General features: G+C 48.7%; 11 protein-coding genes. All 11 read left to right on the top strand.

Annotated features, from left to right (window positions below):
* The first annotated feature begins 2 nt into the window (after positions 1 to 2).
* The 11 genes from V5739_RS05700 to V5739_RS05650 all read left to right on the top strand — a co-directional run bounded on the left by V5739_RS05700 (position 3) and on the right by V5739_RS05650 (position 14,505).
* Positions 3 to 950: an ROK family protein gene (locus V5739_RS05700; RefSeq protein ID WP_423819985.1), complete on the top strand. Its 948-nt coding sequence runs from the start codon at positions 3 to 5 to the stop codon at positions 948 to 950.
* A 206-nt stretch (positions 951 to 1,156) separates the two neighbouring features.
* Complete coding sequence (locus tag V5739_RS05695) at positions 1,157 to 2,911, top strand: class I mannose-6-phosphate isomerase (protein ID WP_423819984.1); 1,755 nt, start codon at positions 1,157 to 1,159, stop codon at positions 2,909 to 2,911.
* Between the two features lie 69 nt (positions 2,912 to 2,980).
* Positions 2,981 to 4,984 (top strand): sialate O-acetylesterase, encoded by a 2,004-nt coding sequence (locus tag V5739_RS05690; RefSeq protein WP_423819983.1) that lies wholly within the window; start codon positions 2,981 to 2,983, stop codon positions 4,982 to 4,984.
* 118 nt (positions 4,985 to 5,102) lie between these two features.
* Positions 5,103 to 5,864 carry a GntR family transcriptional regulator gene (locus V5739_RS05685; RefSeq protein ID WP_423819982.1) on the top strand — a complete coding sequence of 254 codons (762 nt, stop codon included), beginning with the start codon at positions 5,103 to 5,105 and terminating at the stop codon, positions 5,862 to 5,864.
* A gap of 81 nt (positions 5,865 to 5,945) precedes the next feature.
* A complete protein-coding gene (locus V5739_RS05680; RefSeq protein ID WP_423819981.1) occupies positions 5,946 to 8,783 on the top strand; it encodes a glycoside hydrolase family 78 protein in 2,838 nt (945 codons plus the stop codon).
* A gap of 46 nt (positions 8,784 to 8,829) precedes the next feature.
* Positions 8,830 to 9,918: a mannonate dehydratase gene (locus V5739_RS05675; RefSeq protein WP_423819980.1), complete on the top strand. Its 1,089-nt coding sequence runs from the start codon at positions 8,830 to 8,832 to the stop codon at positions 9,916 to 9,918.
* 6 nt (positions 9,919 to 9,924) lie between these two features.
* Positions 9,925 to 10,989, top strand: coding sequence for a lactonase family protein (locus V5739_RS05670; RefSeq protein ID WP_423819979.1), 1,065 nt, complete (start codon positions 9,925 to 9,927; stop codon positions 10,987 to 10,989).
* Positions 10,990 to 11,000: 11 nt separating this feature from the next.
* Positions 11,001 to 11,777: an SDR family NAD(P)-dependent oxidoreductase gene (locus V5739_RS05665; protein WP_423819978.1), complete on the top strand. Its 777-nt coding sequence runs from the start codon at positions 11,001 to 11,003 to the stop codon at positions 11,775 to 11,777.
* Between the two features lie 49 nt (positions 11,778 to 11,826).
* Positions 11,827 to 12,687, top strand: a complete 861-nt coding sequence (locus tag V5739_RS05660; RefSeq protein WP_423819977.1) for a fumarylacetoacetate hydrolase family protein — start codon at positions 11,827 to 11,829, stop codon at positions 12,685 to 12,687.
* Between the two features lies 1 nt (position 12,688).
* Positions 12,689 to 13,456, top strand: a complete 768-nt coding sequence (locus tag V5739_RS05655) for an SDR family oxidoreductase (protein ID WP_423819976.1) — start codon at positions 12,689 to 12,691, stop codon at positions 13,454 to 13,456.
* Positions 13,457 to 13,470: 14 nt separating this feature from the next.
* Positions 13,471 to 14,505, top strand: a complete 1,035-nt coding sequence (locus V5739_RS05650) for a DUF4432 family protein (RefSeq protein WP_423819975.1) — start codon at positions 13,471 to 13,473, stop codon at positions 14,503 to 14,505.
* Positions 14,506 to 14,572 lie beyond the last annotated feature (67 nt).

The raw sequence follows: 14,572 nt of genomic DNA, 5'->3' as shown, positions 1-14,572 counted from the left end.
ATTTGAAGGAAGTATTTTTAGGGATCGATATGGGGGGAACCCGTATTAAAATGGCCTTACTGGATCAACATGGGGAAATAGTGCGTGCCACCATTCTGGATGCCAAAGCACACATGAGTATGGAGTATAGGCTGGAGGAGTTGGTAGCAGATATTAACCAGCTCAAGAGGGCGGACTATGTCTTAAAAGGAATCGGCATTGCATTTCCTGGAATAATAGATTTTAAGAACAAACAGATAATTTCCAGATACGTGAAGTATCCCGATGCCCACACAGCAGACATTTGTGGATGGGCTGAAAAACATTGGCAGGTGCCGTTACTTATAGAAAATGATGCAAGAGCAGCTTTGGTCGGGGAATGGCAGCATGGCGCGGGAAAGGGATATAATAATTTGCTAATGGTGACTTTGGGGACTGGAATGGGATCGGCCGTGCTCCTGGAAGGACATCTGCTCCGAGGCCGTAATTATCTGGCGGGAAATCTCGGAGGGCATATGTCCATAGATTTTGAAGGAGAATTTTGTAATTGTGGTAATAAAGGCTGTGTGGAAACTGCGGGATCTACCTGGGCACTTTCAAAGAATTTGGAGAAGATCCCAGACTATCAGGATAGCAGCCTGTTCAAAGCGAAAGACTTGAGTTTTAAAAATATTTTTACGGCAGCTGCACAAGGCGACACCACAGCGGAAGCATTAAAATTGAAAAGTATGGAAGCCTGGTCGGCAGCGATAATCAATTTATTACACGCTTACGATCCGGATAAGCTTATACTCGGAGGGGGTATCATGGAGAGCAAAGCAGAGATTATACCTTTTATTGAAAAACGAATTAGGGAGCGCTCCTGGTTACCTGAAACTGGAATCCAAATAACCGCCGCAGTACAGACCAAATATGCGGGTCTACAGGGAATGTGGCAATTATTTAAGATGGAACATACTTCATTTAACTAGAATGATTTTTAATACAACCCAAGGAAAAATGAAAGGACTTTTAAAAAGTTGCACTTTAGGACTGTTCTTGTAACAGGGCAGTCTTCCAATAATAGATAAGGAAAATTTAAAAACTATAGCAGGAAATTCTATTTGTATTAGTTTTTGATCAAGTATAACTTATAAAATAATTCGGCCCTTAAGGCCAAAGAAAAAAGAAAATCAAAATGAAATCGAATTACGATAAAACTCCAAAGATAAAAATTAGCGAAAGTGAAGATGAAATCTTTGTGGGTTGGGAAAATATATTTAAACAAATAAGCGAAAAACTCAGTGTCGTTTCCGGACCATCTGTTACAACTTTGGTGATTGACACTTATCAGGGCGTGGATGATTCCGAGGTGCAAACGGCCATTAAACAATACTTAGGCCCCCACAGTAGCTATAAGTCTACTGCTGGTTTTAAGGATGAAAACAGCATATCCGAAATGGTCTTTCCATATGTTACAGATGACCGAATTTTCGGTTACATGACGGACCTTGAAATGAATGATTTTTTTGATCCTTCAAGGCTAAGGGAGCTCAAGGTTCAGATCGAAAAGGATTCAAGTCCTTTAAAAGTGATCTATGGTCCCGGGGCTAGGTTATGTGCCGATGCTGATGTTCTAGTTTATATAGATATGTCGCGCTGGGAAATCCAACAACGCATGCGAAGCAATGAATTGGGGAATATTGGGGTGTCTAATAACAACATTGATGTTGCACGGCGCTATAAGCAGTCTTACTTCGTGGATTGGCGGATGCTGGATCGCCATAAAATGGCTATTTTCGAACAGGTCGATATTTTTATCGATGCCAATAAAAAACAGCAACCTAAGGGAATTTCCGGAGAGGTCCTGACACAGGCACTAGAGCAGGTAAACAAGCAGCCCTTTCGGGTGGTGCCTTTCTTCGATCCGGGACCCTGGGGGGGACAATGGATGAAAGAGGTGATGGACCTTGACCGCTCTACTGTTAATTATGCCTGGAGTTTCGACTGTGTGCCGGAAGAAAACAGCATCCTGCTCAGTTTTGGGGAAGAGACTTTTGAAACGCCTGCCATCAATCTTACGCTAAGAGAGCCTACTGATTTGTTAGGAAGCTATGTCACCGACAAATTTGGTGCTGAATTCCCGATCCGTTTCGATTTCCTCGACACGATGAAAGGAGGGAACCTAAGTCTGCAGGTTCACCCAAGTAAGGAATATATAAAAGAAAAGTTTGGAATGCCATATACTCAGGACGAGAGCTACTATATGATGGCGGCTGAGGAAGGTGCCGTGGTATACCTGGGTTTTAAAGATGATGTCCAGCCTGAGAAATTTATCTCCCAGCTAAAGGAGGCCCAGGAAACCGGCGGCCACTTTGATGCTGATAAATATGTTGCCAAATATGTAATTAAGAAACACGACCATATCCTCATTCCTAACGGTACCGTTCACTGTTCGGGAGAAGACAGCGTTGTATTGGAGATCAGCGCAACTCCCTATATCTTCACCTTTAAGCTCTGGGATTGGGGACGAATGGGTCTGGATGGGTTGCCACGTCCGATCAATATTGAGCACGGGGAGAAGGTGATCGACTGGTCGCGGAAAGAAGACTTTAGTAAGAGGGAATTGATCAATAAGATCGAAAAGGTGGCCGAAGGAGATGGCTGGATAGAAGAAAGTACAGGTCTGTCTCCGACGGTCCATATAGAGACCCGCCGCCATTGGTTTACCGGTACTGCTCCACACAACACCGGGGGAGGGGTCAACGTTCTGAACCTGGTGGAAGGAAGGGAGGCCATCGTGGAAAGTCCTACGGGGGCGTTTGAGCCATTTATAGTTCATTATGCAGAGACCTTTATCGTTCCGGCTGCTGTGGGTGATTATACCATTCGCCCCTATGGAGCTTCAGAAGGACAGAAATGTGCCACGATCAAGGCTTATGTGCGGAAGTAAGATTGCGCCACCCAGAGGAAAATGAAATTGGGCTAACTTAATCAGGCAAACTGGCTAATAAGAGTACCTATGAAAAATGCATTAAGTTTCATCAAGCAGATTCCTTTCCCCGCGAAGGGGATCTGCTTTTTTATTTTGGTTTTATCGAGCTTCTCATTAAGGGCGCAGGAATTTTTTCAACTCGGCTCCCTTTTTACCGATGAGATGGTGTTGCAACGAGAGATGCCCATAGCTGTCTGGGGGACAGCCTCCCCCGGAACAAAAGTGGCCGTGAGTATGAAAGGCAAAAAAGTATCCTCCAGGGCTAATGCAGATGGCCAATGGCGGGTAGAGCTTCCGGCACTAAAAGAAAAAGGGCCTTATACCATTGAGATCTCCTCCGGAAACTACAAGGAGGAGCTAAAGGATGTGCTCGTCGGGGATGTGTGGATCGCCTCGGGCCAATCCAATATGGAATGGCCGATACGTAGCACCGATTTCAGGGAGACCGATACGGCATGGATCGGGAAGGCAGAGATCCGTCTGCTCAAGGTTCAGCCGGAAATGGATTATATGCCGCGACGGGAAGCTGTCAACTATGGATGGCAGAGGCTAACCCCGGAGAACATTGAAAATTTTTCGGCGGTTGCCTACCACTTTGGAAAATCTGTCCACAAAAATACCGGGGTTCCCATCGGACTGATCTCAGCAAATCTTGGTGCCACGGCAATAGAAACCTGGATGAGCAATGAAGTCCTCGAAGAATTCCCACAGTTTAACTTGAAACAAACCAAAAGTTTTGAGGAGCTGAGGCAGGCATTTGAGAGTGGGTCCGAGTCCTGGTCCAAAGAAGACTATTATACAGGTCCCGGAATGCAGGAAAAATGGTATCAGTCTTCAGTAAAAGCTTCTTCTGAATGGAAACCTGTCGAGGTAGCAGGTAACACCTGGGAGTCAATGGAAGACCTCAGGAATTTCGACGGGGCCGTATGGTTTCGCAAGAATTTTGATCTGCCGGAAAACTTCAAAGGCGATTCCTTAGATTTACAATTGCTACAGATCGATGATTATGATATTACCTGGGTTAATGGAAAAAAGGTTGGTGAAACCTTTGGAAGACATAATCATAGAAACTACAAAGTGGCAGCGAGCCTGCTTAAGGAGCGGGATAATCTTCTTGTAGTGAGGGTTTTTGATGCCGGAGGTATTGGAGGCTTTACGACCAATGCCTTCTGGGGCAATGAAGTGCTCTGGGGAACCTGGGAGTACCGTAAGGGTAAGGGGATTTCCCCTACCGAATTTGATGCCCCCAAATTGCCGAATGCTTCCCCTTTTTCCTCCCCCAGCGTCCTTTTTAACGGCACCATTGCCCCTTTGACAGCACTTGGCATCAAAGGCGTCATCTGGTATCAGGGAGAGTCAAATGAACTACGGGCTGCTGAGTATGGCGATCTATTTCCTGCTCTCATCAGGGATTGGAGAAAGCAGTTTGCGCAAGGCGATTTTCCTTTCCTCTTTGTCCAGCTGGCAAACTACCGGGAGGAAACAGAGCAACCTCAGGAATCGACGTGGGCGGAGCTAAGGGAAGCACAGACGTTGGCCCTGCAGGAACCGAATACAGGTATGGGGGTAGCCATTGACCTTGGAGAAGCCGGAGATATCCATCCCCAAAACAAGGAAGATGTTGGAAAACGCCTTGGCATGCTGGCTCTTGCACAAGCCTATGACCGAGACGTGCTGGCGAGGAGTCCACAGTACAAGGATATGGAGCTTCAGGGGGGCAAAATACTTCTCCATTTCAATTTTGTGGGGGAAGGATTGCAAACTACCGACAGGTATGGGTATATCAGAGGCTTTCAGATCGCCGGTGCCGATAAGAAGTTCTATTGGGCCCAGGCTTGCCTGCAAGGAGATCAGATTATGGTTGCCGCTCCAGAAGTTAAAGTTCCCGTAGCTGTTCGCTATGCGTGGAGCGACAATCCAGGAGAACTTGACCTGTACAATTCGGCCGGCCTCCCCCTGGCTCCCTTCCGTACTGATGACTGGAGCCTGTCGACGGTGGGAAAGGTATTTGAAGATGTGCCGAGGTTTTAAGGGGATAATATTCCTTCCTGGAACCTAAAGCTGGAGATGCCTAGTAGTGAGTCAACAGGAAAAAAATATTAACCGCACAATATTCGTATTTTTACTAATTAACATTACCCCAATAAAAATGACAACAACCTCTGAAGAAGTGCCAAAAGAGATAGAATTCAAATTGGATCACAGCAGCAGTCTTCCACTACATTACCAAGTGGAACAACTGCTGCGGGAGATCATAAAGAAGCCTGAGTATCAGGAGGGAAAACTATTGCCGAAAGAAGTAGACTTGGCCAAAATTCTCGGTATTTCCCGAAATACCGTCCGACAGGCTACCAATAAGCTAGAGCACGAAAACCTGTTGGTACGAAAAAAAGGGGTGGGCACCCGTGCCGTAAAAGAAACTGTCAGCACCAAATTGAGCAACTGGGCGAGTTTCAGCGAGGAAATGTACAGCCAGGGGGTGGAGTTTGTCAACTATGTAATCAAGGTATCTTGGGAAAAAGCTTCCACCACGGTGGCTCATCTTCTGCAGATAGACGAAGGAAAAGAAGTGCTTAAGCTGGAGCGCCACAGGGGGCTTAATGATGGACCTTTCGTCAGGTTCGTCTCCTATTTCCATCCAAGGATAGGCTTGACCGGAAACGAAGACTTCTCCCGCCACCTTTATGATATCCTCGAACAGGATTATGCCACTGTACCCTCGGTTTCCAAGGAACGTATAAATGCCATCACTGCCAATAAGGATATGGCCAAATACCTGAAGGTTGAAGTCGGGAGTCCTCTATTGATGAGAAAACGACTCGTATGTGATCCAGGGGACCGGCCTATTGAATACAACATCGGATATTACCGCGCCGATAGTTTCACTTATGAAATAGACATCAGGCGGTAACGGTTTTATGAAAAAAGGCCCCGTCGGGATCTTTTCCTAAAGCTGGTCTGTTAACTTTTATATTTGTAAAGACTGACCCTGATGACCCGATCAACTTTTCTTTCCAATACACCTAAACAGCTCCTGTTTCTCCTTTCATTCCTGCTGCTTCATTGCGCTCCACCTGTCCAAAGGGTGAAAAAGGGACTACAACCTGCCCAGCTGACTACTGAAAACCTAGATAATCCCATAGGAATTGACGTAAGGGTTCCCCGGCTAAGCTGGATTTCTACTTCCAGAGAACGAGGAGCATCTCAATCGGCTTACCGCATCCTCGTCGCCAGCTCCGGAGAACTTCTCGAGAAGAATCAGGGAGACCTTTGGGATTCGGGCAAAATAGCATCCGACCAGAGCCTCTACATCCCCTATGAAGGTAAAATACTGGGATCTGGAGACGCTGTCTTCTGGAAGGTGAGGCTCTGGGATGGGCAGGGGGAAGAATCGGACTGGAGTGAACCGGCACAATGGTCCATGGGCTTTCTTGAGCCCTCTGACTGGAAAGGAGAGTGGATTGGACTGGATCGAGAAATGGGAGCTGACAAACTTGATACTACCTTTACCCGGATGTCAGCACGCTACTTGAGAAAGGAGGTTGAGCTTCCGAAGCAGGTCAAGGCCGCTACTGCCCATATTGCAGGTCTGGGCTTATTCGAACTTTACATCAACGGCAAAAAGATCAGTGAGGCCGTACTGGCTCCCGCTTTGGCTGAATATCCGAAACGGGCCTATTACATGAGTTTTGACGTTACAGAAAATCTTGCCCAGGGCAGGAATGCCCTGGGAGTGATCCTCGGGAACGGGAGGTATGTAGGAGTGAGGATCGACGAAATTGAACTCTACTACGATTCTTCCAAATTGACCCATTACGGTTTTCCCAAAATGATCGCACAACTTGAGGTGGATTATACGGATGGGAGCAGGGAGACCATTGTATCCGATACCAGCTGGAAAATTACTGCCGAAGGGCCCATTCTCGCCAATAATGCTTTTGATGGGGAAGAATATGATGCCAATAAGGAGATGCCAGGTTGGAACGCCACGGGTTTTAAGGATGCTGACTGGCTGCAGGCAGAAAGGGTAGCGCCGGGACCCGAAATTCTCAGTGCCCAGATGATCCCGCCTATCGAAGTGATTGGCGAGGTAGAACCTGTCTCTATATCCGAAGTTGAAAAGGATACCTTCATATTGGATATGGGTCAAAATATGGTGGGCTGGGTGAAAATCAGGGTGGAAGGCAAAAAAGGCGATACGGTATCTCTGCGTTTTGCTGAACGTCTCAATCCGGATGGCAGTCTTTACCTCGATCCAATACGTACCGCCAAGGTGAACGATATTTATATTCTCAAAGGAGAGGAAGAGGAAGTATGGGAGCCTCGATTCACCTATCACGGTTTCCAATACCTGGAAGTAGTGGGCTATCCCGAAGAACCCGAACTTGATAATTTCACCGGCAGAGTAGTGCACGATGCCTTACAGCCCACCGGTCAGTTTACCACCTCCAATGAGATGATCAACCAGATCTATCAGAACGCCCGCTGGGGGATTAGGGGCAACTACCGAAGCATTCCCACGGACTGTCCCCAGCGTGACGAGCGCCAGGCGTGGCTGGGTGATCGGGCTACTGGCTCCAGGGGAGAGAGTTATCTTTTTGACAACGCCAACTTCTACACCAAATGGCTGCAGGACATTGAGGATAGCCAGTTTGACAGTGGCAGCCTCCCCGATGTTGCGCCAACCTACTGGAAAGTACACACCGACAATGTCACATGGCCCGCTGCCTATATCTTCATCGCAGATATGCTTCACGATCAGTTCGGCGAAGATCGAGGGATCCACCTCCACTACGATTCCATGAAAAAATGGATGGGCTATATGCGGGAGCAGTATATGAAAGATTTCATAATCGAAAGAGACAATTACGGCGACTGGGGAGTGCCGGCTGAGGCACCGGGGCTGATTCATACCGAGGATGCCTCACGGAAGACCTCGCCCGGGGTACTGGCCACTTCTTATTATTACCATCTGCTCGGGATCATGGAAGGCTTCGCAGAACATCTGGGCAAAACCGGGGAGGCTCAAGAGTTTTCGTCGCTTAAAGAACAGGTAAGCCAGGCGTTCCACGAGAAATTTTTCGATGCTGAAGCCAAAGCTTATAAGAACAACACCGCGACCACCAATGTGCTGGCCCTGCATTTCGGACTGGTGCCGGAGGAATTCACGTCGCAAGTCTTCGACAACCTTGTCCAGGTGACCATGGAGGATTTCAATGGGCATATAAGCGTAGGCCTGATCGGGGTACAGGCGATCATGCGGATTTTCACGGATCACGGTCGTCCTGATATTGCCTATAAACTCGCGACCAACACTACTTACCCCAGCTGGGGTTACATGGTGGAACAAGGTGCCACGACTGTCTGGGAATTGTGGAACAGCGACACCGCCGATCCCTTCATGAACTCCTGGAATCACGTAATGCTGCTTGGAGATCTGTTGATCTGGTATTACGAGGACCTGGCAGGGATAGCCCCCGATCCGGAAGCAACCGCTTTCAAAAAGATCTTCATGAAACCAACTCTGACAGGGGATCTGAAGTTCGTGAAAGCCTCCCATGATTCGCCTTACGGAATGATAAAAAGTGAATGGGAGCTCCTGGATGGGGATTTTCATTGGAACATCAGCATCCCTGCCAACACCACAGCAACCGTATATGTGCCGGCTGATAGTCAGGAGCAGGTAATGGAAAGTGGTGTAATTGCAGAAAAAGCAGACGGCATCACTTACCTCCGCAAAGAAGAGAACCGCCAGCTCTATCGTCTCGGAGGAGGCGATTACAGCTTCCTCGTCAGGAATTCCCCATCATCCGGATCATTTAATCAATAAACCTTTAAACATTCCAATTTTAAACCTTCTAACCTAAAACAAACCTATGCATCTCGGATTCGGACTTTACCAGCATATGCTCAACGACAGTAATTACGCCTTCGCACGACAAGCGGGTGCTACTCATATTATAGCCCATCTCACCGATTACTTTTATCAGGGAGATTCTGATGGTGGCAAAGACCAGCCTGTGGGAACAGTAAATCGCGGCTGGGGTTATGCTATAGAAGAAGAGGTGTGGTCCGTTAAGAAGCTCCGGGGTCTAAAAGAAGATATGGCCAAACACGGTCTCACCCTAGAGGCGCTGGAGAATATCAGTCCCGCCTTCTGGCACGACGTCCTGCTCGACGGTCCAAAGCGGGACGAGCAAATTGCAAAGGTGCAGCAGTTGATCCGGAACATGGGGGAGGCGGGGATCCCGATCTTAGGTTACAATTTTGCCCTTGCGGGTGTTTCCGGAAGGATCAAAGGTGCTTTTGCACGCGGAGGGGCCGAAGCCGTCGGGATGGACGGCATTTCCGAGGACATAGAAGCCCCCATTCCCCTGGGAATGGCCTGGAACATGATCTATGATCGCAACCCCCCAGAGGGCTTTCTTGAGAGCATCAGTCACGAGGAACTTCTACGCCGTTACAGGGCTTTCCTCACGGAGGTACTGCCTATGGCAGAGGAGGCTGGCGTAGTCCTCGCCATTCATCCCGATGACCCACCGCTGGAGAAAGTGAGGCAGCAACCGAGACTGGGATACCACCCTAACCACTATAAGGAGCTGATGGCCATGGAGCCCAGTCCGAACCATGTAATGGAGCTCTGTATAGGGACCTTGGGCGAAATGGCTGAGGGGGATCTTTATGAGGCGGTGGAGTACTTCGCAAAGAACCATAAGATCGGCTATCTGCACTGCCGCAATATCAGGTATAAGGTGCCGTACTATAAGGAAACCTTTGTCGACGAGGGGGAGATCGATATGGCGCGGATTCTTCGCCTTCTCAAAAAACACAATTTCGAGGGAGTGCTGATCCCCGACCACGCCCCGCAGATGAGCTGTGAGGCACCTTGGCATGCCGGAATGGCCTTCGCCATGGGTTATTTCAAGGCCCTGCTGCAGCAAATAGAAAATGAAACTAATTCCTGAAAACCTATGAAGAGAGAACAGAACTTTTTCGTCGGCACTTATAGACAGTCAGGGTCCTATGTTCCGGAAGCCAAAGGGAAGGGGTTGCTCAGTTGCACCCTGCATCTGGAAACTGGGGAGATCCGACAAGAACATGTATGCGAAAAGCCGCTGAATTCAACCTATTTGGCAAAGGATGAGAAGGGGCATCTGTTTGCTGCAGGCGATAATTTCGAGAACTTCGGGGAAGTCCACGTCTTTTCCATTGAAGAGGACACCTCCCTGATGCCCATCGCAGCCCAGACGACATTTGGCACTTCGAGCTGCCACGTCGCCTGTAAAAAGGAAGGTAACCGCATCTTCGTCTCCTCCTATGCCAATGGAGTTCTGAGCCAGCATATTTTCGACGGGGTTTCCCTTAGCCCTAATCCGGAAATTCTGGTATACCAGGGCAGTGGTCCCAATGCGGAACGCCAGACAGCGGCGCATATTCATCAATCGGTGATTTCCCCGAACGGTCGCTGGCTTTACGCCTGTGACCTCGGCAGCGACAAGATCTGGCTGCACGATCTCTATGACAGCGGAAACCTGAAGGTAAAAAAGGGAATTTCCGTTCCTGCCGGCAGTGGTCCCAGACATCTGGTCTACCACCCACAGTTCCCCCTGGTTTATGTCTTCTGCGAACTCGATGCCAACCTGCAGACCTATCAGTCTGATAGCGAAACTGGAGATCTGGAGCTGATCTCTGAGGTGTCGACCCTACCGGAGAATTTTACAGGACAGCCTGCAGGCGCAGCTATACGGATACATCCTTCCGGCAAAACTTTATATGTTTCTAATAGAAATCACCACAGCCTGACGACTTTTTCCCTGGAGGGGGAAGGCCGGCCAGTACTTCATTCGACCTTCTCCATTGAAGGTGAAGAACCCCGAGATTTCAATATAGACCCTTCGGGACAGTGGTTGTTGTCGGCCAACCAGAATTCCAATACTATTGTACCGTTCCGTCTCGATGCCCAAACCGGTCTGCCGACAGGAGAGCAGGGGCCGAAATTTAATTGCGGTACTCCAGTGTGTATTTTGTTTAACTAAATGAGAAAATCATGTTCAACTTAGATAATAAAGTAGCCGTTGTTACCGGTGGTGGAAGTGGAATAGGAAAGGCCATTGCTGAGAGCCTTACGGAACGGGGAGCTGGTGTATACGTGCTCGATTTGCAGGAGGAAAATGGCAGGGCTACTGTGGAAGGAATTAAAGACAGGGGTTATAAAGCCAATTTCCTGAGCTGCGATGTCGCAAACCAGGATATGGTAAAACAGGTGTTTGCAGAGATCTTTGAAATAGAAAGGAAAATGGATATCCTGATCAACAATGCTGGGATTTCGCATATAGGGGTGGCTGAGACGACTTCTGAGGAAGATTTTGACCGCATCTTCCGCATCAACGTAAAAGGTGTTTATAATTGTCTGCACGTGGCACTGCCATATATGAAATCCACCGGCGGAGGCAGTATCATCAATATGAGCTCGGTGGCTGCTATCGTAGGATTACCGGATCGTTTTGCGTATTCGATGAGTAAGGGGGCCGTTTCCACTATGACCCTTTCTGTGGCGCGAGACTATATCAATTATAATATCCGTTGTAACGGCATCGCCCCCGGCAGGGTGCACACCCCCTTTGTGGATGGATTCCTTGCAAAAAACTACCAGGGAAGGGAACAGGAGATGTTGGATAAACTGGCCAAAACCCAGCCTATTGGCCGAATGGCCAGGCCGGAAGAAATCGCGAAACTGGTGTTGTACCTGTGCAGTGATGAAGCGGCATTTATTACAGGTAGTATTTATCCTATCGACGGAGGGTTTATTGGTCTAAATACCTGAGAATAATTAATCAGGTATAGTTAATTTAGAATTTAAAAAAAATACTGATATGAAACTTATAAGATTTGGAAATCGGGGCAATGAAAAGCCGGGTGTTTTCCTGGATGGAATCCGCTACGACTGCTCTGCATACTTCGAGGACTGGAACCGGAAATTCTTCCTTGAGGAGGGTCTGAAAAAACTGGCAGAAGTAATGGATGTTAGGAAGAATAAGCTTCCGCAGGTCCCGGACAACGAGCGATGGGGCAGCTGTGTGGCACGACCCAATATGATCCTTTGTATCGGCCTCAACTTTTCTGATCACGCCGCAGAATCCGGAATGGAACCACCTAAGGAACCCATCCTTTTTATGAAGGCGACTAATACCCTCAGTGGTCCCTATGATGAGATTTCTATTCCAAAGGGGAGCAGCAAGACCGACTGGGAAGTCGAGCTGGCTTTTGTCCTGAAAAAGGATGTACTCTATCTCGAAAGGGAAGCAGAGGCCGGGGAGGCCATTGGAGGGTATTTTATCATGAACGATATTTCCGAAAGGGAATTTCAGATAGAACGCGGAGGCCAGTGGGTAAAAGGAAAATCCTGCCCCGGCTTCAGTCCCGCGGGACCCTGGATGGTTACTCCGGAAGAAATTGCGGATCTCAATGACCTGAAGATGCAGTTATGGGTGGACGGAGACCAGATGCAGAACGGGAATTCAGGAACGATGATCTTCAAACCCGCCTACCTCGTCCAATACATTTCCCAGTTCATGAAACTGGAAGCAGGCGATATTATTACGACCGGCACGCCACCGGGGGTGGGACTGGGAATGAAGCCTCCTAGGTACCTGGAACCGGGGAATGTGGTCCGCCTGAGTATTGAGGGAATGGGGCAGCAGGAACAGAAATTTGTAGAATTTCAAAAACAATAACATGGAAAGGAAAAAGCACGCCGTAGTTACTGGGGGGGGCAAGGGGGTAGGAGCCGCCTGCTGCAGGATCCTTAACCGGGAGGGGTTTTATGTCAGTATCCTCGATATTGATCAGGCCGCGGGCAGGGGATTGGAGCAGGAGCTAAGCAGCTCCCGGTACCTGCGCTGCGATGTTTCCAAAGCTGAGGAAGTCAGCAAGGCCATAGCCGAGGCGATCAAACATTTCGGAGAGATCGAACTGCTGGTCAACAATGCGGGAATCCAGCTTTATGGCAGCATTACCGAAACTTCAGAGGAAGCCTGGGACCGATTGATGAACATCAACCTCAAAAGCTATTTCCTTTGTGCCAAAGAAGTCATTCCTTCCATGCAAAGGAATGGAAAAGGAGTGATCGTCAATGTTTCCAGTGTCCAGGCCTTTATTACCCAGAAAAGCGTTGCCGCCTATACCACTGCCAAGACTGCACTGCTCGGACTCACAAGAAGCATAGCTGTGGATTACAGCCCGCAGATCCGTTCAGTGGCCATTTGTCCCGGTACCATAGATACCCCGATGCTACGCAATGCCCTTTCTGAATCTCCCCATCCTCAAAAAGTATTTGAAGAATGTGAAGAGATGCACCTGCTAAAGAGGGTGGGCCAACCAGAGGAGGTTGCGGAGCTGATCGCCTTTGTAGCCAGTGAGAAAGCAGCTTTTATGACCGGACAAGCCATTAGGATTGACGGAGGATTGGGAATCGAAATTGCCGGAAGCAGGCGCGAGGAATAATTTAATAGAGAACAATGGACACCTCCCAGGAAAACGCCTGCAGGATCAATGAGGACTGGACCTATAAAGGAATGAAAGTCGTCTTCCTCGAGAATCGCCTTCTCCGAATCGGCATCCTGGTCGATCGCGGGAGTGATATCTTTGAATTCAGGTATAAGCCTGCGGATCTCGATCCCCTGCTCAGGCTGCCCAAAGGCATTCGAAACCCGCAACTGGAGAAAAGTCAGCTGCCAAATCCCCGCGGACAGTTCGAAGAGTACTACTATGGCGGCTGGCAGGAGGCCCTGCCTAACAGCCCGGCCTTCAATTACCGGGGCAGTGTCCTGGGACAGCATGGGGAAGTGGCTCTGGTACCCTGGAAGTATTCCATCCTTAAAGACACCCCGGAAGAGGTACAGTTAAAGGTCAGTATAGATCTGTTACGGATGCCCCTTCGACTGGAGAAGATCTTCAGCTTGAAAATGGAAGAACCGAACCTGATCATTTCGGAAAATCTGACCAATCTCGGAAGGACTCCCCTTGATATAATGTGGGGGCACCATATTGCTTTTGGGTTGCCTTTTTTAAAGGAGGGAGCGGAGATCGAGACCAATGCCAAAACCTTTACGGCAGATCCCGGAATGCCCCATCCGCGACGCTTTGCCCCGGGGAGGGATTTTTTTTGGCCGCAGGGGGAGGATCTGGAGGGGCAGGCTGTAGATGCCGGTAAAATTCCCTATGTGCATGCGGAAGCTTACAGCGAACTTTGCTATTTAAAGGGCTATCCCAAACAAGCCTGGTATCGGATCTTCAACCGGGAACGTAACATTGGCTTCGAGCTGAACTGGCAGGGAGATCTTTTCAGATGTTTATGGCAGTGGCAGGAGCGGTACTCCACGCAGGATTTCCCCTGGTGGGGCGACTGTTACACCGTGGCCCTGGAGCCATGGACCTCTGCCGGTACCGACGATCCTGAAGGCGCTATTGCAAAAGGGGAGTGGTTGAAGATCCTACCGGGGGAGATGGTAGGAACCGAGCTGAGGGCCGGAATATTTTCTGAGAGGAATTGACCTCTTGGACTCTCCTGAAGATATTTCGTTATTCTTCGACCTTATATTCTAAAACAAAACAACTATT

Source organism: Salinimicrobium sp. TIG7-5_MAKvit (assembly GCF_049569215.1).
GTDB classification, from domain to species: domain Bacteria; phylum Bacteroidota; class Bacteroidia; order Flavobacteriales; family Flavobacteriaceae; genus Salinimicrobium; species Salinimicrobium profundisediminis.
The sequence above is the reverse complement of the archived record's forward strand: the minus strand, read 5'-3'. Positions and strand labels throughout refer to the sequence as shown.

Bases quoted from the DNA above. Each gene is read 5' to 3' on its own strand.
- V5739_RS05695 (WP_423819984.1), top strand. From the start codon at position 1,157: ATGAAATCGAATTACGATAAAACTCCAAAGATAAAAATTAGCGAAAGT.
- V5739_RS05690 (WP_423819983.1), top strand. From the start codon at position 2,981: ATGAAAAATGCATTAAGTTTCATCAAGCAGATTCCTTTCCCCGCGAAG.
- V5739_RS05685 (WP_423819982.1), top strand. From the start codon at position 5,103: ATGACAACAACCTCTGAAGAAGTGCCAAAAGAGATAGAATTCAAATTG.
- V5739_RS05680 (WP_423819981.1), top strand. From the start codon at position 5,946: ATGACCCGATCAACTTTTCTTTCCAATACACCTAAACAGCTCCTGTTT.
- V5739_RS05675 (WP_423819980.1), top strand. From the start codon at position 8,830: ATGCATCTCGGATTCGGACTTTACCAGCATATGCTCAACGACAGTAAT.
- V5739_RS05670 (WP_423819979.1), top strand. From the start codon at position 9,925: ATGAAGAGAGAACAGAACTTTTTCGTCGGCACTTATAGACAGTCAGGG.
- V5739_RS05665 (WP_423819978.1), top strand. From the start codon at position 11,001: ATGTTCAACTTAGATAATAAAGTAGCCGTTGTTACCGGTGGTGGAAGT.
- V5739_RS05660 (WP_423819977.1), top strand. From the start codon at position 11,827: ATGAAACTTATAAGATTTGGAAATCGGGGCAATGAAAAGCCGGGTGTT.
- V5739_RS05655 (WP_423819976.1), top strand. From the start codon at position 12,689: ATGGAAAGGAAAAAGCACGCCGTAGTTACTGGGGGGGGCAAGGGGGTA.
- V5739_RS05650 (WP_423819975.1), top strand. From the start codon at position 13,471: ATGGACACCTCCCAGGAAAACGCCTGCAGGATCAATGAGGACTGGACC.